The organism is Hafnia alvei (assembly GCF_034424155.1).
Lineage (GTDB): Bacteria > Pseudomonadota > Gammaproteobacteria > Enterobacterales > Enterobacteriaceae > Hafnia > Hafnia alvei.
Window position 1 is genome coordinate 4,088,321 of the sequence record NZ_CP139992.1, and the last position, 24,779, is coordinate 4,113,099.

At 47.5% G+C, this 24,779-nt stretch carries 19 protein-coding genes; 6 read left to right on the plus strand and 13 right to left on the minus strand.

Annotated elements, in window-relative coordinates:
- Nucleotides 1-35: 35 nt before the first annotated feature.
- Both lptG and lptF read right to left on the minus strand, forming a co-directional pair.
- A complete protein-coding gene (lptG, locus tag U0008_RS18910; protein ID WP_025798351.1) occupies nucleotides 36-1,106 on the minus strand; it encodes an LPS export ABC transporter permease LptG in 1,071 nt (356 codons plus the stop codon).
- Complete coding sequence (gene lptF, locus U0008_RS18915) at nucleotides 1,106-2,206, minus strand: LPS export ABC transporter permease LptF (RefSeq protein ID WP_025798354.1); 1,101 nt, start codon at nucleotides 2,204-2,206, stop codon at nucleotides 1,106-1,108. Before lptF ends, lptG begins: the two co-directional genes overlap by 1 nt.
- Nucleotides 2,207-2,775: 569 nt before the next feature.
- Between lptF and pepA the strand changes: the two genes are divergently transcribed.
- From pepA to U0008_RS18930, 3 genes are all read left to right on the plus strand, one after another.
- Nucleotides 2,776-4,287, plus strand: a complete 1,512-nt coding sequence (gene pepA / locus U0008_RS18920; protein WP_025798357.1) for a leucyl aminopeptidase — start codon at nucleotides 2,776-2,778, stop codon at nucleotides 4,285-4,287.
- A gap of 129 nt (nucleotides 4,288-4,416) precedes the next feature.
- Entirely contained in the window at nucleotides 4,417-4,866 is a 450-nt protein-coding gene (locus U0008_RS18925) for a DNA polymerase III subunit chi (protein ID WP_025798359.1), read from the plus strand.
- 27 nt (nucleotides 4,867-4,893) lie between these two features.
- Nucleotides 4,894-7,749 (plus strand): valine--tRNA ligase, encoded by a 2,856-nt coding sequence (locus U0008_RS18930; RefSeq protein ID WP_043489077.1) that lies wholly within the window; start codon nucleotides 4,894-4,896, stop codon nucleotides 7,747-7,749.
- Nucleotides 7,750-7,810: 61 nt separating this feature from the next.
- On the opposite strand, the gene U0008_RS18935 is transcribed toward U0008_RS18930, so the two are convergent.
- The 6 genes from U0008_RS18935 to atoS all read right to left on the minus strand — a co-directional run bounded on the left by U0008_RS18935 (nucleotide 7,811) and on the right by atoS (nucleotide 15,144).
- Complete coding sequence (locus U0008_RS18935) at nucleotides 7,811-8,989, minus strand: acetyl-CoA C-acetyltransferase (protein ID WP_043489071.1); 1,179 nt, start codon at nucleotides 8,987-8,989, stop codon at nucleotides 7,811-7,813.
- 11 nt (nucleotides 8,990-9,000) lie between these two features.
- A complete protein-coding gene (locus tag U0008_RS18940) occupies nucleotides 9,001-10,323 on the minus strand; it encodes a TIGR00366 family protein (RefSeq protein WP_043489068.1) in 1,323 nt (440 codons plus the stop codon).
- Entirely contained in the window at nucleotides 10,320-10,985 is a 666-nt protein-coding gene (locus U0008_RS18945) for a 3-oxoacid CoA-transferase subunit B (protein ID WP_043489062.1), read from the minus strand. The genes U0008_RS18940 and U0008_RS18945 overlap by 4 nt, the downstream gene beginning before the upstream one ends.
- The gene (atoD, locus tag U0008_RS18950) at nucleotides 10,982-11,647 is read right to left on the minus strand and encodes an acetate CoA-transferase subunit alpha (protein ID WP_043489060.1); all 666 of its coding nucleotides are present in this window, start codon (nucleotides 11,645-11,647) and stop codon (nucleotides 10,982-10,984) included. The genes U0008_RS18945 and atoD overlap by 4 nt, the downstream gene beginning before the upstream one ends.
- A 268-nt stretch (nucleotides 11,648-11,915) precedes the next feature.
- Entirely contained in the window at nucleotides 11,916-13,307 is a 1,392-nt protein-coding gene (atoC, locus tag U0008_RS18955; protein ID WP_043489058.1) for an acetoacetate metabolism transcriptional regulator AtoC, read from the minus strand.
- Nucleotides 13,294-15,144, minus strand: coding sequence for a two-component system sensor histidine kinase AtoS (gene atoS / locus U0008_RS18960; RefSeq protein WP_226930047.1), 1,851 nt, complete (start codon nucleotides 15,142-15,144; stop codon nucleotides 13,294-13,296). Before atoS ends, atoC begins: the two co-directional genes overlap by 14 nt.
- Nucleotides 15,145-15,441: 297 nt before the next feature.
- Between atoS and U0008_RS18965 the strand changes: the two genes are divergently transcribed.
- Nucleotides 15,442-15,945: a GNAT family N-acetyltransferase gene (locus U0008_RS18965; protein WP_043489126.1), complete on the plus strand. Its 504-nt coding sequence runs from the start codon at nucleotides 15,442-15,444 to the stop codon at nucleotides 15,943-15,945.
- 3 nt (nucleotides 15,946-15,948) lie between these two features.
- Here the strand turns inward: U0008_RS18965 and U0008_RS18970 are convergent, their stop codons facing one another.
- From U0008_RS18970 to dokD, 4 genes are read right to left on the minus strand one after another with little or no spacing between them, the layout of a single operon-like run.
- On the minus strand, nucleotides 15,949-17,376 hold the full coding sequence (locus tag U0008_RS18970; RefSeq protein WP_051874027.1) for an amino acid permease: 1,428 nt from the start codon (nucleotides 17,374-17,376) through the stop codon (nucleotides 15,949-15,951).
- 47 nt (nucleotides 17,377-17,423) lie between these two features.
- Nucleotides 17,424-18,527: an alanine/ornithine racemase family PLP-dependent enzyme gene (locus U0008_RS18975; protein ID WP_043489057.1), complete on the minus strand. Its 1,104-nt coding sequence runs from the start codon at nucleotides 18,525-18,527 to the stop codon at nucleotides 17,424-17,426.
- A 1-nt stretch (nucleotide 18,528) separates the two neighbouring features.
- A complete protein-coding gene (locus tag U0008_RS18980; protein ID WP_043489056.1) occupies nucleotides 18,529-19,950 on the minus strand; it encodes an APC family permease in 1,422 nt (473 codons plus the stop codon).
- A gap of 58 nt (nucleotides 19,951-20,008) precedes the next feature.
- Complete coding sequence (gene dokD / locus U0008_RS18985) at nucleotides 20,009-21,406, minus strand: ornithine/lysine decarboxylase DokD (protein ID WP_043489055.1); 1,398 nt, start codon at nucleotides 21,404-21,406, stop codon at nucleotides 20,009-20,011.
- Nucleotides 21,407-21,598: 192 nt separating this feature from the next.
- On the opposite strand from dokD, the gene U0008_RS18990 reads away from it, so the two are divergent.
- The gene (locus U0008_RS18990) at nucleotides 21,599-23,038 is read left to right on the plus strand and encodes a sigma-54 interaction domain-containing protein (protein WP_043489052.1); all 1,440 of its coding nucleotides are present in this window, start codon (nucleotides 21,599-21,601) and stop codon (nucleotides 23,036-23,038) included.
- A gap of 91 nt (nucleotides 23,039-23,129) precedes the next feature.
- Here U0008_RS18990 and rraB read toward each other — a convergent pair whose 3' ends face one another.
- Complete coding sequence (gene rraB / locus U0008_RS18995) at nucleotides 23,130-23,561, minus strand: ribonuclease E inhibitor RraB (protein ID WP_043489050.1); 432 nt, start codon at nucleotides 23,559-23,561, stop codon at nucleotides 23,130-23,132.
- A gap of 166 nt (nucleotides 23,562-23,727) precedes the next feature.
- On the opposite strand from rraB, the gene argF reads away from it, so the two are divergent.
- Entirely contained in the window at nucleotides 23,728-24,744 is a 1,017-nt protein-coding gene (gene argF / locus U0008_RS19000) for an ornithine carbamoyltransferase (RefSeq protein WP_172625159.1), read from the plus strand.
- The last annotated feature ends 35 nt before the right edge of the window (nucleotides 24,745-24,779 follow it).

Here is a 24,779-nt window from a genome sequence, read left to right on the forward strand (position 1 = left end):
TGGCCCGTTTTATATTTAGAGATTACGCTACGTCACTACGATTTTCTGAGCAGCATATAAATACTGATCAACAAGAACAGCAGACTTGGCAGCAGAGCGCCTAATACTGGAGGTACGCTGTATACCAAACTTAGCGGCCCAAAAATCTGGTCAAGTACGTAGAACAAGAAGCCAAAGCTGATACCCGTCAATACCCTCACGCCCATCGGAACGCTGCGTAATGGACCAAAAATGAAGGACAGCGCCATCAACATCATTACCGCGACAGACAGCGGTGCAAAAATTTTGCTCCACATATTGAGCTGATAACGGCTAGATTCTTGACCGCTTTGCTTGAGGTATTTCACATAGTGGTAGAGGCCGCTGATCGACAGCGAGTCAGGGCTCATGGCAACCACGCCCAGTTTGTCTGGCGTTAGGTTGGTTTTCCACATACCGCTAATCGTTTGTGAACCGGTGATCCTTTTGCTGTCGGTGAGATTTGATTCTTCCACCTGCGAAAGCTTCCACTGATTGCCCTCAAACGTTGCTGAGTTGGCATAGCGCAGCTTTTGCAAATGACGTTCTTTATCAAAGGTATAAATACTTATACCTTGAATCGTCTTCTCACCGGTCACACGCTGAATAAAGATAAAATCGCTACCGTCTTTTGCCCATAGTCCGTTTTGCGTCGATAGCAACGAACCGCCATACATCTGTTGGGCACGGTAGTTGCGTGCAGCCTGATCGCCCTGTGGCGCAACCCACTCACCAATGGCCATCGTGAGGATCACCAACGGAATCGCGGTTTTCATCACCGAAGAGGCAATCTGCATGCGGGTATAACCTGCCGCCTGCATCACCACCAACTCGCTGCGCTGAGCCAGCATACCGAGGCCTAATAGCGCACCCAGCAAGGCAGCCATTGGGAAGAAGACTTCAATATCCTTTGGCACGCTGAGCAAGGTGAAAAGACCCGCGCCTGCCGCAGAGTAATCGCCCTGCCCCACTTTACGTAGCTGATCAACGAACTTGATAATCCCAGACAGCGACACCAGCATAAACAGCGTTGCCATGATGGTGCTGAAAATCGTGCGCCCAATGTAACGGTCTAATACTCCAAGCATCAGGCGACTCCTTTACCGGTGATTCGCGCACGGATCCGGCGCATCGGCAGCGTATCCCAAATATTCAACGCAACTGCGAGCAACAGATAGAATCCGTTCACCGCCCAAACCCAGATAAACGGATCAATTTTGCCCTTCGCCGCATTAGAACGTATCGAGCTTTGCAGCAGGAAGAAGATTAGATAGAGCAACATGGCTGGCAGCATACTCAGCACACGCCCTTGGCGTGGGTTAACCACGCTCAAAGGAACCACCATCAGCGCCATCACGAAGACAGAGAACACCAGCGTAATACGCCAGTTCAGCTCCGCACGGAAGTCGTTTTCTTTGGATTCCCACAGCGCTGTCATCGGCGCCTGATCGGCATTGCTTGGATTAAGCACCACCGCCTGATGGCCGATAACGGCTTCGTAATTCACAAAGTCGGTGATACGGAAATCACGCAGCATCGCGGTGCCTTCATAGCGCGTACCGGTATCCAATACCACCTGCTGAGAACCGTCTGGGCGCCCTTCCATATGGCCAGTATCCGCCACCACCACCGATGGGCGTTGGGTGCCGTTAGGACGGAGCTGAGCTAAAAAGATATTTTCAAACTTTTTGCCCTTCACGTCGCCCACAAACAGCACGTAGTTGCCATCTTTCGACGGCTGGAATTGTCCTTCTACCATCGAAGCTAAACCAGGGTTTGCCTTGGCTTCGGCCATCACTTCATCAGAGTGGAACGACGACCACGGACTCACCCAAAACGCGTTGACCAATGCAAACGCGCCGGTAATGAAGGCAAGGATCATCGCGGTTTTTATCAGTACGCCTTTGCCTAAGCCGCAGGCGTGCATAACCACGATTTCACTTTCGGTATACAGTTTACCCAGCGTCATCAATAGCCCAAGGAACAGGCTAAGAGGCAGAATAAGCTGAGCCATCTCGGGCACACCCAGCCCAAGGAGAGATAACACTAAGTTTGTCGGAATTTCGCCGTCAACCGCCGCTCCGAGTATCCGCACCATCTTTTGACAAAAAAAGATCAGCAGCAGGATAAATAGAATAGCAATCTGACTCTTAAACGTTTCCCGTACCAGATATCTAATGATGATCACGCTTATTACGCCTGTGAAAACTTGTCTTTTTGCAGGAAAATAGATAATTTCTACGCTAACCCGCCATTTTTATGATGATTATGGCGGCGGTTACAATCAGAATAGCATTACAGCATGTGTCTCAAGTGTAACCTATAGGAACACACTTATAACTGACACATCGTAGAAGGCTAATCACCCACTACGTATGATGCATACCCAAACTTGTTGTCGTTGCAGCAAACAACGAACACCGCAGCAACATCGCGATAAGCAGGGTAAACTGATTGTACAGTAAAACAATTGTACCGTAATCGTTAGCAACGAAAACGAGAAAATAACTACCGATTATATAACGTCCCTCTGCACAGCCCATAAAAAGCCTTGCAGAATGAGAGAAAATCGCGCGATTTCCTATGAAAAAGTGGATAAAAGCCACCATCATCAGAGAAAACCGTGAATGAGTGTTCCAGTCAGTTCAACGGCAAAGGGCCGAGATAATAGTGACTTGAGCAATGTTTCTGGCTTCAAGAAACGAGTATAGCTTAGTCATCGCCCCGCGCCGCTGCCTTTAAGATTCAGGAGAGTGCATGGAGTTCAGTGTAAAAAGCGGTAGCCCGGAAAAACAGCGTAGCGCCTGTATCGTCGTCGGTGTTTTCGAACCGCGCCGACTGTCCCCAATCGCCGAACAGCTCGATAAAATCAGCGATGGCTATATCAGTGCCCTACTGCGCCGTGGCGAACTGGAAGGTAAAGTGGGTCAGACACTCTTGCTGCACCACGTACCTAACGTACTCTCAGAACGCATTTTGCTGATTGGCTGTGGCAAAGAGCGAGAGTTGGACGAACGTCAGTATAAACAAGTCATTCAAAAAACGATTAATACCCTGAATGACACCGGTTCTATGGAAGCGGTTTGCTTCCTGACTGAGCTGCACGTCAAAGGCCGTAATACCTATTGGAAAGTGCGTCAGGCGGTCGAAACGGCAAAAGAAACGCTTTATACCTTCGATCAGCTGAAAAGTAATAAAGCAGAACCACGCCGCCCACTGCGTAAAATGGTGTTCAACGTTCCAACGCGTCGTGAACTCACCAGCGGCGAGCGCGCTATCCAGCACGGCTTAGCCATTGCTGCCGGTATTAAAGCTGCAAAAGATCTTGGCAATATGCCGCCAAACATCTGTAACGCAGGCTATTTGGCTTCACAGGCTCGTCAGCTTGCCGATAGCTTCAGCCCGAACGTTAGCACCCGCGTTATCGGTGAACAGCAGATGAAAGAGCTGGGCATGAATGCCTATCTCGCCGTGGGCCAAGGTTCACAAAATGAATCGTTGATGTCCGTGATTGAGTATAAGGGCAGCAAAAATCCAGATGCTAAACCTATCGTATTGGTTGGTAAGGGTTTAACCTTTGACTCTGGCGGTATTTCAATCAAGCCTGCTGACAGCATGGACGAGATGAAATACGACATGTGCGGTGCCGCTTCTGTATACGGCGTAATGCGCATGGCTGCTGAGCTTCAGCTTCCGCTGAATATCGTGGGCGTACTGGCTGGCTGTGAAAACATGCCGGGCGGTCGCGCTTATCGTCCTGGGGATGTTTTGACCACCATGAACGGCCAAACCGTTGAAGTGCTCAATACCGATGCCGAAGGACGTTTAGTTCTGTGTGACGTGTTAACCTACGTTGAGCGTTTCGAACCTGACGTGGTTATCGATGTGGCTACGTTAACGGGTGCCTGCGTTATCGCACTGGGTCATCATTTGACGGGCTTAATGGCAAACCATAACCCATTAGCTTCAGAGCTTATCAGCGCATCAGAACAGGCCGGTGACCGCGCATGGCGTCTGCCGATGATGGATGAATTCCAAGATCAGCTAGATTCCAATTTTGCCGATATGGCCAACATCGGTGGTCGCCCTGGCGGCGCGATTACCGCAGCGTGCTTCCTGTCTCGATTCACCCGCAAATATAGCTGGGCGCATCTGGACATCGCAGGCACCGCATGGCGTTCAGGGAAAGCAAAAGGTGCAACGGGTCGTCCTGTTGCCATGCTTTCTCAGTTCTTGCTCAATCGCGCAGGCCTAAACGGCGACGATTAACAAAATTGAGTTAAAATAAAGAGAACCCCCACCCCAGCCCTCGGTTTGAGAGGTGACTGGGAGGGGGTCTTTCGTTATTGTATTTCATTACTTCATAAGTGCTGCACAAGCGTAAGGCTATATCACATCATGAAACAGGCAACCTTCTATCTCATGGAGCATCATCAACCCGATGGTGAACTGGATGCCGTTGAGGCTTTGGCCTGTGATCTCGCCGCCCAACACTGGCGCTCCGGTAAACGAATTTTATTGGCTTGCCAAAGTCAGGAACAGGCTCAAAAGTTAGATGAAGCCCTTTGGGCCCGCGACCCGCACCAGTTTGTGCCGCATAATCTGGCCGGTGAAGGCCCGCATTATGGTGCTCCTGTCGAACTTTCATGGCCGGGAAAACGGGGCAATTCGCCGCGTGAACTGATGATCTGCTTGCAGACCGAGTTCGCAGATTTTGCTACTGCTTTCCATGAAGTGATAGACTTCGTTCCTTATGAAGACGCTTTAAAACAGTTGGCGCGTGAGCGCTATAAAATCTACCGCAGCGTCGGCTTTCAATTGACCACGGCTACGCCGCCAACTCACTGATCGATCAAATCAAAGAACAGACGAACCATGGAAAAGACATATAACCCGCAAGACATTGAGCAGCCGCTCTACGAGCACTGGGAACAGCAGGGCTACTTCAAGCCGAATGGCGACACCAGTAAAGAAAGCTTCTGTATTATGATCCCGCCGCCGAACGTCACCGGCAGCCTGCATATGGGTCATGCTTTCCAGCAGACCATCATGGATACCATGATCCGTTACCAGCGCATGCAGGGCAAAAATACCCTGTGGCAGGTTGGTACCGACCACGCCGGTATCGCCACTCAGATGGTCGTCGAGCGCAAAATTGCAGCCGAAGAAGGCAAAACTCGTCACGACTATGGCCGTGATGCCTTCATCGACAAAATCTGGCAGTGGAAAGAAGAATCTGGCGGCACCATTACTCGTCAGATGCGCCGTCTGGGCAACTCCGTCGACTGGGAGCGCGAGCGCTTCACCATGGACGATGGCCTGTCTAATGCGGTGAAAGAAGTTTTCGTTCGTCTGTATAAAGAAGACCTGATTTATCGCGGTAAGCGTCTGGTTAACTGGGATCCAAAACTGCGCACGGCAATCTCCGATCTGGAAGTAGAAAACCGTGAAACCAAAGGCTCCATGTGGCACCTGCGTTATCCGCTGGCCGATGGCGCTAAAACCGCCGATGGTAAAGATTATCTGGTGGTGGCTACTACGCGCCCTGAAACCCTGTTGGGCGATACCGGTGTTGCCGTTAACCCAGAAGATCCGCGCTACAAAGATTTGATCGGTAAATTCGTGGTTCTGCCACTGGTTGGCCGTCGCATTCCTATCGTCGGTGATGAACACGCCGATATGGAAAAAGGCACCGGCTGCGTGAAAATCACCCCTGCGCACGACTTCAATGACTATGAAGTTGGCCGCCGCCACGCACTGCCAATGATCAATATCCTGACCTTCGACGGCGACATTCGTGACGAAGCAGAAGTCTTGGATACCAACGGCGAAGAAACCGACGTTTACAGCAACGAAATCCCAGAACAGCTCCGTGGCATGGAGCGTTTTGCCGCTCGCCGTGCCGTGGTAAAAGCCTGTGACGAAGCGGGCCTGCTGGTTGAAATCAAACCTCACGATCTTACCGTTCCCTACGGCGACCGTGGCGGCGTGGTTATCGAACCAATGCTGACCGACCAATGGTACGTTCGCACTGCGCCGCTGGCGAAAGTGGCGATTGAAGCCGTTGAACAAGGTGAAATCCAGTTCGTACCTAAGCAGTATGAAAACATGTACTACTCTTGGATGCGCGACATTCAAGACTGGTGTATTTCTCGTCAGCTGTGGTGGGGTCATCGCATTCCCGCTTGGTACGACAACGAAGGCAACGTATTCGTTGGTCGTGACGAAGAGGAAGTACGCCGTGAAAATAACTTGGGCGCAGACGTTGAACTGAAACAGGACGACGACGTTCTGGATACGTGGTTCTCTTCTGGTCTGTGGACTTTCTCAACGCTGGGCTGGCCTGAACAGACCGAAGCGCTGAAAACGTTCCACCCAACGAACGTGTTAACCAGCGGTTTCGACATCATCTTCTTCTGGATCGCGCGCATGATCATGCTGACCATGCACTTCGTGAAAGATGAAAATGGCAAACCACAGGTTCCATTCAAAACCGTCTATGTGACCGGTCTTATCCGTGACGACGAAGGACAGAAAATGTCTAAGTCTAAGGGTAACGTCATCGATCCACTGGATATGATCGACGGTATTTCTCTGCCAGAACTGTTAGAGAAGCGTACCGGCAATATGATGCAGCCACAGTTGGCTGAAAAAATTGCTAAACGTACCGAAAAACAGTTCCCAGAAGGCATCGAGCCACACGGTACCGATGCCCTGCGCTTCACCTTGGCAGCGCTGGCCTCTACCGGTCGTGATATCAACTGGGATATGAAGCGTTTGGAAGGTTACCGTAACTTCTGTAACAAACTGTGGAACGCAAGTCGCTTCGTACTGATGAACACGGAAGATCAGGATTGCGGTGTGAACGGCGGCGACATGGTTCTGTCCTTGGCAGACCGTTGGATCTTGTCCGAATTCAACCAGACGGTAAAAGCTTACCGCGAAGCACTGGATAACTTCCGCTTCGATCTGGCTGCCAATATTCTGTATGAGTTCACGTGGAACCAGTTCTGTGACTGGTATCTGGAACTGGCTAAACCGGTCATGAACGGTGGATCTGAAGCTGAACTGCGCGGCACCCGTAATACACTGGTCACCGTGCTGGAGGCCCTGCTGCGCTTGGCGCATCCGGTGATCCCATACATCACCGAAACCATTTGGCAGCGTGTGAAAGGCCTGAAAGGGATTACTGCAGACACCATCATGTTGCAGCCATTCCCAGAATACGACGCATCTCAGGTTGATGAAAAAGCGCTGGCCGATCTGGAATGGATCAAGCAAACCATTATCGCCGTGCGTAATATTCGCGCCGAGATGAATATTGCGCCAAGCAAGCCACTGGAACTGCTGCTGCGTGAATGCAGCGCGGATGCTCAGCGTCGCGTACAGGAAAACCTAAGCTTCATTCAAGCTCTGGCGCGTCTGGAAAGCATCACCGTGCTGGCGGCGGGTGATAAAGGCCCAGTTTCTGTCACTAAGCTGGTTGACGGTGCAGAATTGCTGATCCCAATGGCTGGCCTTATCGACAAAGACGCCGAGCTCGATCGCTTAGCGAAAGAAGTGGCTAAGATCGAAGCTGAAATTGGCCGCATCGAAGCGAAACTGTCTAACGAAGGTTTCGTGGCTCGCGCACCTGAGGCCGTTGTTGCCAAAGAGCGTGAGAAGATGAACGGTTACGCCGATGCCAAAGCGAAGCTCATCGAACAGCAAGCGGTAATTGCAGCGCTGTAATTCATTTTGGTTTTGTATCACTGAAGGGGGGAGCTAAAACAGCTCTCCCCTTTTTTATGCGCTATATGCGCTCAACGACCATGGCGATCCCCTGCCCTCCGCCTATGCACAAGGTTGCTAAGCCTAGCGTTTTATCTCTCGCGGCCAAAGCGTGTAACAGAGTCACCAAAATACGAGCACCGCTTGCACCAATAGGATGACCCAATGCTATCGCCCCACCGTTGACGTTCACTTTATCTTCATCAAAACGCAGAGTTTTGGCCACGGCACCAAACTGCGCAGCGAAGGCTTCATTAGCTTCAATCAGATCAATATCTGCCAAAGCCAAACCACCGTTGCTCAACGCCAATTGCGTTGCAGGTACCGGCCCCATCCCCATCAGTGCTGGCTCAACACCCGCGCTAGCATAGCTACGGATCCGTGCTAACGGCATTAAACCCTGTTCTTTTGCCATGCTTTCAGACATCAAAACTAGAGCCGCTGAGCCATCGTTAATACCAGAGGCATTGCCCGCCGTTACCGTTCCATCAGATATGAAGGCTGGCTTTAAGCTGGCTAATTTATCTAACGATGTCATACGCGGGTGTTCATCCACAGAAAAAATTTGATCGCCCTTTTTACTCTTAATTACTACTGGCGTAATTTCTTTCTCAAAATGCCCATTGGCAATCGCTGACGATGCTTTTTGCTGCGAGGAAAAGGCTAGGCGATCCTGCTCTTCACGGCTAACACCGTACTCCTTAGCCACATTCTCTGCGGTGATCCCCATGTGATAACCTTCGGTTGCACACATAAGCCCATCGCGCAAAATCACATCATAAACTTGGCCATCACCTAGCCGGTATCCCCAGCGAGCTTGACTTTCCAACAGATAAGGCGCTCGGCTCATATTCTCCATACCACCGGCAATAACAGCTCTGGCATCACCTGCACGAATAGCCTGAGCAGCCAAAGCGACACATTTTAAGCCTGATCCACATACTTTATTAACGCTATAGGCAGGCACTTGCTGCCCAATACCGGCCTTAAGAGCCGCCTGCCGTGCTGGGTTTTGTCCTAACCCGGCCTGAAGCACATTGCCCATAATAACTTCATCAACCAAGTTCACATCCACGCTAGCACGCTTTAATGCCTCTCGAATGACGATCTCCCCAAGGGAAACCGCAGAAATAGAAGAGAGTGAGCCATTAAAGCTGCCAACGGCAGTACGGGTTGCGCTAACAATAACTACATTTTCCATAATGAAATTCCCTAGAAGAAGACCAAACCAATGATGAAAATGGGACACGTCAGGAGCAGCACAGTGACGCAATAACCCATAATGTCGCGTACTCCCAATCCCGCTATGGCCAACGCTGGCAATGCCCAGAAAGGCTGCGCCATGTTCATCCACTGCTCGCCATAGGCTATCGCCATGGTGGCTTTGCCCAAATCAGAGCCGAGTGCTTGGGCTGCGGGTATTACAAAAGGCCCTTGGATCACCCAATGACCCCCACCAGAAGGAACAGCAAAATTAATAATCGCTGAGCTAAAGAAAGCCGTTACAGGGAAAGTGTCTTTGTTCGCAATCTCGATAAACCATTGCGTAATCATTCCGCCTAGCCCCGAGTGTTCCATCATCAGTTGGATACCCGCGTAGAAAGGAAACTGCACCAAAATACCGGCTGTGCTGCGTGCCGCTGCGGTTACTGCCCGCATATACGCCATTGGCGTTTTATGCAGCAGCAAACCCGCAATCATGAACAACAAATTGACAATGTTGATGGTGAGGTTGAAACCGTTCTTCCAGAAATAGAACGCGAGATAGCACAAGCCCAGTAGGCTGATAATGAAAGTAATAATTCGACTTTCTTCCATTTTTTCAGCCACCGTTGCCTCTGCTGACAATGTTTTTTGAAAATCAACATCGTCGGCTAAAAGCGCAGGATCAATCGAAACAACCTGGCTCGCTTTTGGCATCATCATTCTGGTGACGAACGGCAATACAATAATCAACGCCAAGGTGATAAAAATATTGGAGCCAGACAATAGCGTATGGCTAACGGGGATCAACCCGGCGATATGCTCAACAGGATTACCAGGAGTTGCCGCCAGTAACGGCATCGAACCAGATAGTCCACCTCCCCATGTCATAAAGCCAATGTAAGCGCAGGCAATTAGCAGCGGGTAATCAGAGCCAGGAACTCGGCGAGCCACTTCTCGCGCAAACATAGCACCAACGATCAACCCAAATCCCCAATTAATCACACAAGCAACCAGCCCGAAGAACGTCACCAGCATCACGCCCTGGGCGGGTGTTTTTGCCAGAGATGCTACGTCTTTCAGAATTCGTTTAACCGGCGGGGAGCTGGCTAAAGCGTGGCCGGTAACAATAATTAACGCCATCTGCATTGCGAATCCCAGCAGGTTCCAGAACCCGTCGCCCCACATTTGCACCATATCCAGCGCAGAATGCGAGGTAAAAGAGAATCCGATGACGAACATAATTATCGTCAACAACATGGCAAAAATAAGAGGGTCAGGCAGGTAGCGGCTCACCAACGCTGACATCGCGCGTGATATACGTCCAATCATACCTGCGCTCCATCAACCGAAATCGGCATTACAGAAAGATCAGGTGCAACGCGAAATGCCGCTGCCGTTTTCTGCTGGATGGTTTGCAAAGTTACGCCTGGTGCGTGTTCTTTCAAAACGAGCTCACCTTGCGACAACACAAATACGGCAAGCTCAGTAACAATCATATCAACGCAGTTTTTAGCCGTTAATGGCAAAGTACAGCGCGGTAATATTTTCGCCGAGCCATCTTTGGCGCAGTGCTCCATGGCGATAATCACGTGGCGAGCTCCGGTCACTAAATCCATCGCTCCGCCCATACCTGGAACCATTTTCCCCGGCACCATCCAATTCGCTAAGTTTCCCTGCTGATCAACTTGCAACCCCCCGAGAATACTCGCATCTACGTGGCCACCGCGAATCAGCGCAAACGAAAACGCGCTATCAAACATTGCAGCCCCGGTCCGCAGGCCACAAGGTTTGCCTCCGGCATCCACCAAGTTTGGACAGGTTACAGTCACCGGGCCTAAACCTAAAAATCCATTCTCTGATTGCAAGGTGATATCAATTCCCTCAGGCAAATAATTCACCACCTGCGTCGGCAGCCCAATGCCTAAATTCACAACGTTGCCGTCTTCAAGTTCCAGCGCAACACGGCGCGCAATTAACTCTTTCGCATTCATGAGCAAACCTCCGGTGAAACCACAACGTAATCAATCAATGCGCCAGGCGTGACAACCTGATCGGGCTGGATACAACCGACATCAACCATCTGGTCCGTTTGAGCAATAACCAGATCGGCTGCTAAGGCAATAATGGGATTAAAATTTCTGGCGGTGAGTTGATAAGTAAGATTGCCGACACTATCGGCGGTATAGGCATAGATCAGTGCCAAATCGGCACGTAGCGGAAGTTCTAATAAATATTCAATACCGTTTTGGACAATCTTTTGTTTGCCTTCCTCAACCACGGTTCCAACGCCCGTTGGGGTTAAAAATCCCCCTAGCCCAGCACCGCCACAGCGAATACGCTCAATCAGCGTCCCCTGCGGGACAAGCTCAACCTGCATTTCGCCAGCGATCATCCGACGCCCAGTTTCAGGATTAGTACCGATGTGAGAGGCAATCACTTTTTTGACTCGACCACGACTAATCAGCGGGCCAACGCCGGTATCTACAAATGCGGTATCATTGCCAATAATTGTTAAATCTTTGGCACCAGATTCAAGCAAGGCTTCGATTAATAATGGCGGTGTCCCAACCCCCATAAACCCGCCAAACATAATCGTCATCCCATCACGGAAATAAGGGATCACATCAGTGAGAGGTATTTTTTTATTTTTCATTGCGGCTCCTTAGAATTTACCCTTACTGGGCTACACCAAGGTAACTGCAATGAGCAGGCCATTATTTATCAGCAGAAGAAAATGAATATATGCAAACCTATTTACATGAATTTTAAGGGAGTATTTTACGCAGCTAAAAAAACAAGAAAGTAGCAAGCGCTAGCAGGTGCAATTTCTTGCACTCACCGCTGCAAGAAATTTCACCTGAACACTAATTAATGTGACAAAGGTAACCAAAAATAGATGAGCGTAAATAACATTACGACAGTCAATTAATACTATATTCCTGAAGTTTATACATTAAAGCGCGACGACTGATCCCCAATGCTTTAGCTGTGTCAATTCGATTACCTTGATATATTGTTAAAGTTCGTTCAATTACCTCTTTCTCATACTGTTTTAAGCTTTCTTTTAATTTTATTGGTGTATCAAGCCGTTCTTTTACTTTAGGCTCTCTTTCCATCACTGTAATATTTTGAGTAATTTCTCGCTGAAACCCTACTGGCAGATCATCAACAAAAATCATATAACCCGTACTCATAATAACTGCATGCTCAACGACATTAGCAAGTTCACGCACATTACCTAACCATGAATGACTTTCCAGCATACGAATAGCAGCTACATCAAAGCCAATAATGTCTTTATTATTTTCTACGCTAAATTTTTGCAGAAAATAGCGAGCCAGTAATAAAATATCCTCAGGCCTTTCACGTAGAGGCAGCGAATATAAGTGCATCACATTAAGACGGTAATAAAGATCGCGCCTGAACTCACCTTGGGCGATCATGTCATTCAAATCACGGTTAGTTGCAGCCACAATACGCACATTCGTTTTGATGGTTTGGCTGCCACCAACACGTTCAAACTCCTGTTCTTGTAATATTCGCAACAACTTCACTTGTAAGTTAAGCGGCATCTCGCCAATTTCATCCAGCAACAGTGTTCCCTGATGAGCGCGCTCAAATAATCCCTGTCGCTGCATCTGCGCACCGGTAAACGCCCCTTTCTCATGACCAAATAATTCGCTCTCTAACAACGACTCAGGCAATGCACCACAGTTGACCTTAATAAACGGTTGTTTGGCGCGCGGGCTATTATAATGAATCGCCTTAGCAATAAGCTCTTTGCCAGTACCGCTTTCTCCCGAGATCAGCACGTTGGCGTGACTTTGGGCAACTTTCGCAATCGCGCGACACAACTCCATCATTTTAGAATTATTGGTCAAGATACAGTCACAGTGATAACTCTGAGAAAGCTCACGATGTAAAATATTAATTTCTTGCTTCATCTCTCGCAGTTGTATTGCACGACTCATGAGAAGCTTTAACTCATCCAGCTCAAACGGCTTGATCACATAGTCAAACGCGCCCAATCTAAGAGCTTCAACTGCGGTTTCAACCGCTGCATAAGCGGTCATTAGAATAATCGGCGTATCCGCATCAAATTTACGCATCAACTGTAGCGATTCAATGCCACTCATTTCTGGCATTCGTATATCCATTAAAACAATATCAGGCTTATCCTGTTTAAACAGCCGCAATGCATCTTTGCCATTATCAGCACAGGCTATTTGATTTCCTGCATGAGAAAATACAGTCGTCAGCATCTTAAGAACATTTTTTTCGTCATCAGCAATCAGTATTTTATAATTCATCATGGTTGTTTCTTATCATGGGTAATGTAATAATCACTTTAGTGCCATAATTCATACAGCTTTCAATCACAATATGACCGCCGTGCTCATTGATAATCCGTTGTACAATCGATAGTCCAAGGCCAGTGCCAAGCGGTTTTGTGGTAAAAAAAGGCATGAAGATCTTTTTCTTAATGTCATCATTCATTCCAACACCATTATCTTCTATTTTTATTTCTATCTTATCTATCGCAGATTGAACTGTTGAAATCGTTATTTCACCTCTAGCTTTAATTGCTTGAACTGCGTTAATCAGTAAATTCAGGAAAACCTGTTTTAAACCGCTAGCATCCACATCTATATCAGGAACCCTATCATCAAGATGAATATTAAAATCAACTCTACTGGTTAATCCATTAGTTTGAACGAGGATTAAGCTATCGCGTATTATTTTATTAATTGAAGATTTATGAAATATTTGAGGGTGCACATGTGAGAGATTCAACAGCTGCTGGATAACGTTATTTATCGAACGTACTTCATGCAAAATAATATCTATATATTCAATGCGCTGCAGATCTCGTTCGCTCTCTTTTAAATATTGCACAAAACCACTGATTGCTGTTAATGGATTACGCACTTCATGCGCCACGCTGGCCATGAGCTCACCTAACGTTGCAAGTCTCTCTGCTTGAGCCATATGGCGTTGCATCTCTTTTTGCTCGGTGAGATCGGTAAAAGTAACCAAGGCACCAATAATTTCTTCGTCAGCATTGCGCAACTGACTGCTACTGGCCTTGATTTGTAATATATGATCCTTAGCGGGATAGCTAACTTCTATACCAATATGTTCAACACCACGTTTTAATGTATCCAGTAAAGGGCTGTGGAAGCCCTCTTTTTCAAAAATATCAGCGTAACTTTTATTAAATAACTCATTAAAAGAATATCCAGTGATCGTTGATGCGGCAGGATTACACATAATAATTCGCCCATGAATATCAATACTTATCATTCCGTCAGCGGCGCTTTCAATAATCAACTCATTCAACGTTTTAGCTTCTTTCAAGGCATAAGATAGATGATTGATCTTATCGGCAATCCCCTCCATTTCACCGGCAAGGGGAGGAAGCTTAGTATTGAGATCGAACGGTAGTTTGCTTAACCGTTGTTTAATCATATCTACATCGCGCGATAGTCGACGAGAAAACGAAATAATTAATAATAAACTACTCATTAAACCAGCGATACTAACGCTGATAATGCTCGCATCCATTGCCCATGTCTGTTTATTAATATCATTAGAGGATTCGTTTGCCCATATATAACCAATGACTTTCCCATCTCGCCGAATGGGCAACATTACATTTAAAATATCCCCTCGAACCTGCGTACCTAATTTTATCTGGGTAATACCGGTTTCCATCGCAATTCGCCCTGGATGACTTTCATCAATCGATACTCCAACTTTATTTCCATATAATTTTTTCGGGGCATAGGTAATAATCGCATCAAGTTCTTTATTGTAAAATCCCGCACCGACACGAGGAAAATCACGAGTTATAACCTCTGTTCTTTCAGTAAGTGTATTATTTAATGCTGTAATTCTATCTTTTCGTAATAAATGAGAAAACCGCGAAAAATCATCTCCTAAAGATTGATCAAGTAAATGGGTTATAGATAGTAACTTGTTTTTCTTCTCATTTAGTAAGGCATCCTTTCCTTGCTCCTCAACAAGATAGGATATAACCAAGATTGGCAAAAAAACCATAAATACAGCTAAACAGATCATCCTAGAACGTAGCGTTCTTGGAAGTAAAAAAGCACCAATCAATAATTTTACTTTAACAAATATACTCATAAGCATATCTCAGATAAAATAAATAAAATTTAGTTATTCGTTATCAACGATGCTGTTTTCTTGACACTATTCAATGAAACTGGTTTAAAACTAAACTGTCACGATAAAATAAGCTTTGAAGCACATCCCAAAGTAAAAAAATCACCGGATAGCACTAGCCTCTATTGCATCCTCACTATCAGCGGTGGTATTAAGGAATTTCGTGCGCCATCACGCGGAGCAAACGCCCCGTGACAACAGCCTAAAATAGCGATGTGCGTCGGAACGTTTACACAACGGAACAACCGGGTAATGACTATGACAACAGAAACGCCTTTACGCCTTCAGGTGCGCCGAATCACGGCAAACGACAACGCCGCCATTGCGCAGGTTATTCGTGAAGTTTCAGCTGAATGCGGCCTCACCGCCGACAAAGGCTATACCGTATCTGATCCAAACCTCGATCATCTCTTCGACGTTTATAGCCAGCCACGCTGCGCTTATTGGGTGGTTGAGCTTGATGGGCAAGTGGTTGGCGGCGGCGGCATTGCCCCGCTTGAAGGCGCAGACGTCAGCCTGTGTGAGCTACAAAAGATGTATTTTCTTCCGGTATTGCGCGGAAAAGGCTTAGCCAAACAATTGGCTATCCAAGCGATGGATTTTGCCCGTGAGAACGATTTTAGCCAATGCTATCTAGAAACCACGGCCTCTCTCACCGCGGCTATTGCGCTCTATGAGAAGCTTGGGTTTAGCCATATTACCGAAGCACTCGGCAGCACACGCCATGTGGACTGCGAAGTCAGAATGCTGAGAGAGCTGTAAGCGCTACTTTTTGGCAGGTCGATATATTCGGCCTGCTTCAAGTGATTCGCCATCTTGCCTGTTCATCCAGCGATAGGACGCTAATATAGCCACCAATAAACCGCCTTCGGCAATCAGCATACTTATTCCCTGCGGGCTGCACCACGTACCTATAATAACCGCAGCATTCAGTATGATTGAAATCCACGCAATCCACGGAAAGAACGGCGATTTGTATTTTATGCTCTCCGCAGAATAACGTCCCGCTTTTACCTGCATACGAAACTGATATTGGCACCATGCAATAACCATCCATGCCAAACAACCGACCTGCCCTGTACTTGAAATAAGATATAGATAGAGTGTTTGAGCAGAAATATATTTGGTTAGCAATGAAACTAGCGCAATCGCTGCGGTAAATAAAATACCGCGAGCCGGAACACCTTGCGTATTCACTCTTGCGAACATCTTTGGCGCAAAGCCATCCTTTGCCATTGACCACAACATACGTGAACTGGCATAGATCGCCGAATTGGCGGCAGAAAGCGCAGCCGAAAGAATAACAATAGTCATGAATGTGCCAGCATTAGGTAACCCCGCACGCTCAAATACCCAGACAAATGGACTTACGCCAAGTATCGGGTGATCGTAAGGATAAACCAAGGCCAAAATAGAAATAGCCAGAACATAGAAAAGAATAATACGAATGCCAATCCCTTTAATCACCTTGGGTAACACTGTCTGTGGCGATTCGGTTTCACCCGCCGCGTTCCCCACGAGTTCAACGCCTTGAAAAGAATACACCACGATGGTCATGCAGATAAAAATACTCCACTGCCCGTGAGGGAACCAACCATCGGCTGTTTTTAGCGTAGGCTGCCACGGCGTGCTGCTATACATTTGGAAAATTAAATAAAGGCCAACCAAAATAAATAGAATAATGGCAAAGACTTTAATTGCAGAAAACCAATATTCACACTCACCAAATATTTTTGCGGATAAAAGGTTAACCGCCGTTAATAGTAATAAAATACCTAAACAAAAATAATAGACAGGGATATGCGGTATAAATTGATGGGCAATCAACCCCGCCGCGGTCAGATCGGCAGCAAGAGAAAAGACCCAGCTCAGCCAATAAAGCCAACCAATGGTATAGCTCCATATCGGATGGGGGAGAAACTTCAAAGCATAGTGTTGAAATGAGCCAGAATGTGGAAATGCGCAAGAAAGCTCGCCTAAACACATCATCGTCATCATCATGATCCCACCCGCGATAAGATACGCCAGCAGCGTTCCTAGTGGGCCAACAGAATGTAACGGCTCGGCGATACCTATAAACAGCCTTGTTCCAATGGTGCCGCCTAAAGACATCATCAATAAATGACGTTTTTTCAGCGTGCGTCGTAGCTTCGTTCCCTCTTGCGAATCAGGCACTTCCTGTATATAACCCATAGGTTTCCCCTACCGGTAGGCTTCACCTACCGGCATCAGGTTAAGTATCAATATTTGAAATGTCTTTGTACGCCACGTGTCTGGCAGGCCATCAGTAAACCGGTGTAATCCAGCTCAAAGCTAATGATATCCCCGACTTTTAGCTGTTGTTGGCTGTCTTCAATATCAACCAGCGTATGATCGCTAGTTTGGCCTAACACCGTGATGGTTTCATCTTGAGGCACACAGTTTTCCGCGGGTACATCTTGTCGGCCAAACGCCAGCAATGCGCGCTTACGCGTACCGTGATCGGTAAATGACTTCGGCTGTAGGAAAGCATCCACCCCTAACTCGCCCACCGGAACCGTTGGTTTACTATTCAGCTCAATAATTTCTGCGTGCAGCAAATACATGTCTGAACAGGCTTTACCGACATCTTTTTGCGAATGGTGGAAAGCGTCCAAATATTTCATATCGACATATTCAATGCCAAACTCGTGTAATCCACCAATCCGCAGATGATTTAATCCTACCGGCCAAATACCTTTATCTAATAGGTGATAACTGGTGCAGTTCCCAGCCGAGAGATGCTTAATTTTCGTGTAGGTATCGGCTTCAATACGCGCGGCAATGGCGAGAAAATCCTCCCCGTTTTTTACCGTTGGCAGCACTGTGCCATAGCAGTTGAAATTAGTCCCTAGCCCGTATAATGCCAGTCCAGGCAGTTCTTCAATCAGCTTTACGGTTGATAAGATTTGCTCATAATGCGCAAACCAAATTCCCTCCCGTAAATCGCCCATATCAATCATTAACAGGACTTGATGCGTTTTTCCCTGACGCTGAGCTTCATCTGACAGCGCCTGCATCACGGCAGGCTCACTGTTCAGGCTGATATCTGCGTAACGCACTACGTCTTCAATTTCACTCAGGCAAGGGCTGCGTAATAGGCAGGTCGTACAGCCCGTGGCTCGGATTTTTTTTAAGTTATAAGTACGTGATTCTGCAATCACGTTAATCCCGCCGTCTATCACGGCCTGAGCCGTTTCAATGCAGCCATCAAAGACTTTATTCACCGCCATCACTTCTATGCCATGTGCGGCTAAAAGCGCTTTCTCGATGCGGGCATTGTCAGTCAGTTTTTTTAAATTAATTTCAAGCGTTGGCATATACATGTTACTTCACCTCACCAGCAAACAATTTTGCATTTCTGCGTTGAGCACGGTGATAAATCACTTCTGCCACAACGACGGCTAATAGTGCCCCACCGATAATTTTTCCGGCATATTGGAAATATCCCCCCATATCGATCTGCGAAGGTGGAATAAACAGCAGGCATACGGCAAAAGCGATTGAAATAAAGCCGAGAGCAGGTAATAGAATCGGTAAAATGCGGCCGGGAATTCTAAAGCTACGAGGCGTATCCGGTTGAGTCATGCGCAGACGATAAAATGCAGGGAACATCACCAGATAAGGAATAAAATAGGTGATAGTAGTTAGCGCGGTCAGCATCCAGTACGCAGCGGCAACGCTAGGTGACACAAAGGTTGAAAAGCATAAAACGGTAACAATTAGCGCCTGCATTGTTAGTGCAAAAGCAGGTGTTTGATATTTGGGATGCAGCTTGCCAATGCGTTCCCCAAGCAAATTATCTTCGCGCGAAGCTTCTTGCAGCATATAAATAGGGCCAACCAGCCAAGAGTTAATTTGCCCCAGCGCCCCGAAAAACATGCAGATAGCCATCACAGGTAATAACCAAGGCATATGCAAGGTATCAGCCGCCGAGCGCATCGCCTGCATAACGCCCGCTACGATATCAGTATTCCCCGCAGGTAAAAGCGTATTCAGCGCCCACGTTCCCACCATATAAATACCGACAATGACGCCAGCGGAAACCGCCATGGCTCGTGGGAAATCACGCTGAGGATTACGTGTACGGCCTGCAATCATTGGGGCAACTTCTAATCCAGCAAAGGCAAACATCATGCTAGATAAGAACACCACGGTATCCCAATGCCTTAAATCAGGGATCCAATTAGCCGCCGTGGCATAATCGGTTTGCATTTTGTGTCCGGTACATAGCCAAACAACGGCTAATAGAATCAAAATGGCAGAAGGAATAAAGACGCCGCACCATGCGCTTACGCTATTAATAATTTTAGTCCACTGCATGCCGCGAATATTAAGCAGCGTCAGCAGCCAAAATATCACCATCGAGCCCACGCCGATAAAGACCTTACTTTCGGCTAGACTGTCGCTAAACATATAGCCCAGCGCAGTAAAACCGAATTGCAGCATCAGCGGGAAAAAAAGGACGCAAGAAAACAGGAAGCAGACCACCACAATCCACGCGATACGTTTACCAAATGCTTCTTTAATCCAAACAAAAATACCGCCGTCTTTTGGCCACCCGGTAGAAAGCTCACCGCATACCATGGCTAATGGGAAAAACAGGCAGAAAGCCGCGATTACCCACAGCAGCATAGCCGATGCCCCATAGGGCGCCACGTTGGGTATTTGTCGTAAACTCAGAATCGCAATGACGTTCATAAAGACGATGTCTTTGATTCCAAGCAGACTTGAGTTGCTATTACTCATGATCATCTCCAGAGAGAAAATCAGAGGGCGACAACCGCCCTCTGTCGCAAAGGGCAAATTAGAAAATGTCGTACTTGACCATATCTTCGTAGGTATCTTCACGGCGGATCAGACGATCTTTACCCTGATTGTCGATCATCACGACCGCAGTACGTGGGCGGTTGTTATAAACCGTCTGGCTCTCAATGGTGTAAGCACCCGCATCAAGGAACACCACAACATCGCCAATCTGAGTATCGTGTGGCAGTAAAAACTCTTCGCCTTTGACGCCCATATGGAAGTAATCGCCACCGTCACACAGCGGGCCTGCCAGCTTGATATATTGATCGTGTTGCTCGGTGATCCGAGAGGCGTTATAGACATAGAAGAACCAGTCGAAATGCTGGCTATCAGACAATACGCTGTAGCCTGCATCGACAAACTTCCATTCAACGTGGCATTCAACGTTACCGTCTAGGTCATAGTTGGTTTTACGTTTTTCACAGGAAACATCGGTTAACAGAACAGCGGCAGAACCCGTGACTTTGCGCCCTGGCTCAATACAAATCTCAACGTCGGTACGCCATTTATGCACTTCATGAATCACCGCATCAGCAAAGTCCTGAGCCGTGATCCCTGCATACATATTGTCTTTTAACGGATCGCCATTCTCTTCGTCGTATTTGTAAGGCACTGGAATACCGCCCCCCACGTTGATCAAATCAAATTTGATCCCCAAAACCTCTTCTAAACGACGCGATTCATCCACCAAAACCTTGGTCGCTTTAGCAAATGGCTCAGACTCTGGCACCTGATCGCCCACATGCATATGCAGACCACGCAGCTTCACATAAGGCATTTGTAAAATACGGCGGCAGGTTTCCTCGGCCTGTTCGAGATCCAGTCCTGATTTAGCATGAAACGCGGTCACAAGCTCAGCGTGCGTTGCGGAAGGAACGTTTGGCTCAACGCGCACACAAACGTTGGCGGTTTTTTTCAGGCGACGAGAAATTTCATCAATATGATCAAGTTCATATAGGCTATCGACGTTAATCAGATAGAGTTCATTATCAATCGCATATTCGAGATCTTCTGGTTTTTTCACCACGCCGTTAAATACGATTTGGCTCCCAGAAAAACCAATTTCCAAACACTTACGCACTTCATAAAGTGAGTTAGCTTCCGCACAAATGCCCGCATCTTTGATGGCTTTTAACACCCCCATCACCGAACAGGTTTTTGAGGCAAAGAACGTTTTAGTTTTGGCATGTGCGGAAAAAGCCTGCTCGATTTCTTTGATATTGCGCACAATCTCAGGCTCAGAAAACACATAAAACGGGGTACCGTATTTTTTTGCCAGTGCTTCGACATCTAAACCTTCAAAGCATAGTTTTCCATTGTTGCTGGTGAAACGACGATCGTGCTCAATAACATTTTGACGCAGTTGGTTGTAGTTCTTAACGATGTTATCTGACATAAAATCCTCTGCTTATCGATGGTTTAATGCGTGATATGTCCCTACAGATAACATTGTTACTGCAACCGTCATGCCATAATTATTTATCTTTAAAATCAATAAAATAAAAAAAGCCCTACTAATAATTTCGGTCATATATTCTAAAAATTGCCTAAGTGACGAAAATCCGTCACCCAGTGAAAGGACCAAAAAATGCCTCCGCTCGACCCAGAATTGCAGTATGCCCTTGAGATGTTTTCGCGCTTTTTTGATCTTATTCATCAACCGTTAGCGATAATTAATCGTGATGGTGAATACGTTTATTACAACCAAGAAAGCGCAGATTTGGATGGCTATACCGTAGAGCAAGCACTCGGCCACCACATGCTAGACGTCTACCCCAAGATGAAAGAGTCACAGAGCACCATGCTGCACTCACTAAAACAAGGAGTGGAATACATCGGCCATTATCAGGTTTATTACAACGCTAAAGGGCAGGCGGTGGATTACCAGCACACCACTGCGCCGCTGTATGCACGCAACGGTGAGATGGTAGGCGTGATTGAAATTGGTAGAAATATGTCTAGCGTGCGCCGCCTACAAGAGCAGGTGGTGGAACTAAACCAACTGCTTTATTCGAATCAAGCTGAAAACACCCACGATATCATTACGGAAAATCCCGCTATGCTGGCGCTGATAGACAAAGCTAAACGTCTAGCCGTCAACGATATTCCGGTTGTTATTGTGGGTGAAACAGGGACAGGCAAAGAGCTGTTTGCTCGCTTAATACATCGCTGTAGTAAACGCGTGAATAAGCCATTTATCGCCCTCAACTGCGGTGCGCTCCCCTCAACGCTGATAGAAAGTACCTTATTTGGCACCGTTAAAGGGGCATTCACCGGCGCTGAAAATAGCCAAGGCTACCTTGAGCTGGCAGACGGCGGCACGCTATTTCTTGATGAGCTCAATGCCATGCCCATCGAGATGCAAAGCAAATTGCTGCGCTTTCTACAGGATAAAAGCTTCTGGAAACTCGGCGGAAATCATGAACTGCACTCCAACGTGCGCATTGTGGCAGCAATGAACGAGTCGCCAACGCAGCTGATTAAACACAATAGAATGCGTGCCGATCTCTTCTATCGGCTCGGCGTCGGAATGCTGGCGCTGCCGCCGCTCTCCACTCGCCCAGAGGATATCCTGCTGCTAAGTCGTTATTTCATCGATAAATACCGCGATGATGTTGAGCATGATATTCAGGGGATCAGCGAGAATGCCTGCGGTATTCTGCTAAAACGCGCATGGCCGGGTAACGTGCGTATGCTAGAAAATACCATCGTGCGCAGCATGATTATGCAAGAACACGATGGGCCATTAGAAAACATTGCCTACGATGAAGAATGCCCAGAACTGTTCCCTGAAAATGCAGCTCCAATTACCGAAGAGCAGCCCATGTCCGCCAGAACATTTGAATGCGATGGCGACCTTGTCAGCCAAGTCGCATATTTTGAACAACAGCTCATCACAAAGGCGTTGAATCAGGCGAATAGCAATGTGGCAGAAGCGGCAAAAAGGCTGGGAATTTCACGAACGACCCTGCACTATAAAATTAAAAAATATGCCATCCGCTTAGGCGTATTAGCGACCCACGCATAGTTAATATATAAAAAAATCCGGTGCCATCGCTGGCACCGGATTCGCTATTCTCACTATGACGTCAACTATGCTAACTATACGACGTTAAAGATTAGTGGCGAACGCCATTGTCATCTTCATCAACGCCTTCTGCGTCATCATCTTCTTCGTCGTCACCGTCTTCACCGTTAGGATCTTCGAAGTAGGTGCCCCAGCCGTCGTAGTTCACGTTCATCTTCTCAGCGAGGTTCACCAGCTGTTCAACCTGAGTATCGATCACTTCCGCATTCAGGCCAACTTCGCTGATCACATCGCAGCACATCAGCAGCGTACCGTCTTCAACTTCCAGCTCTTCAGCATCAGTCACTTCGTAGCCGAGTTTAAAAGCTTCAACCGCCGCTTTTTCTAACAGCTCAAAGTTATCCGCCGAAAGGTGATGTTCAATGGTGTATAACGCGTCTGGATCGCTGCCGTCGTCCAGCAGTTCTTCAATGATCAGGCGGGTTTCTTCACGTTGTTCTTCTAATAGCTCAGGATTTGCCATGCCTTTGTCCTCAATCTGTATGCAATCACGCTACTTTCATTCTCCCACAGCCGCGCTCATGCCTCCATAAGAAACGTGAATATTTATCTCTCAGGGGTTGATTTTGAATTTTAATACACATAATGTGAATATTAATTCATGCAGCACAATAAAAACACAACTGGGGATGAGCACTATGAGTCAGCTATATCAGCATCATTTTCTTAGATTACTGGACTTCACGCCTGCAGATATCGCATATCTACTCACTTTAGCCGCTGAGCTTAAGCAGGCTAAAAAGGCAGGGAATGAACCACAAACGCTGAAAGGCAAAAATATCGCGCTCATCTTCGAAAAAGACTCCACCCGAACCCGCTGCTCTTTCGAAGTTGCCGCTTACGACCAAGGCGCTAATGTCACCTATTTAGGCTCAAACGGCAGCCAAATCGGCCACAAAGAATCCATCAAAGACAGCGCGCGCGTGCTGGGCAGAATGTACGACGCCATCCAGTATCGCGGCTGGGGGCAGGACGTGGTGGAAACCCTGGCACAGTATGCCGGTGTGCCGATTTGGAATGGATTAACCAATGAGTTTCATCCAACCCAAATTTTAGCCGACCTGCTCACTATTCAAGAACATATGCCAAATAAGCCGCTGTCACAGGTGAAACTGGCATACCTTGGCGATGCGCGTAATAACATGGGTAATTCATTACTGGAAGGCGCGGCGCTGATGGGGATGGAGCTGCGTCTCGTTGCGCCAAAAGCCTGCTGGCCGGAGGCCGAACTGGTGGCTCAATGTCAGGCAATAGCCGACAAAACCGGCGCGAAGCTGGTTTTAACCGAAGATCTGGCGGAAGGCGTGAAAGACGCCGATTTCCTTTACACCGACGTTTGGGTTTCCATGGGCGAACCAAAAGAGGTGTGGAAAGAGCGTATTGCCCAACTGCTGCCTTATCAAATCAACATGAACGTCATCAAACTGACCGGCAACCCGCAGGTGAAATTCCTGCACTGTTTACCGGCTTTCCATGATGATCAAACCGCCGTGGGCAAACAGATGGCCGAGCAATATGGGCTGAATGGCGGTATGGAAGTCACCGACGAAGTATTTGAATCCGAGCACAGCATCGTGTTTGACGAAGCGGAAAATCGTCTGCACACCATTAAAGCCGTGATGGTAGCGACGTTAGGCAAACTGTAATAACTCAATAAATCAGCGCGCCTGGTATTCACGGC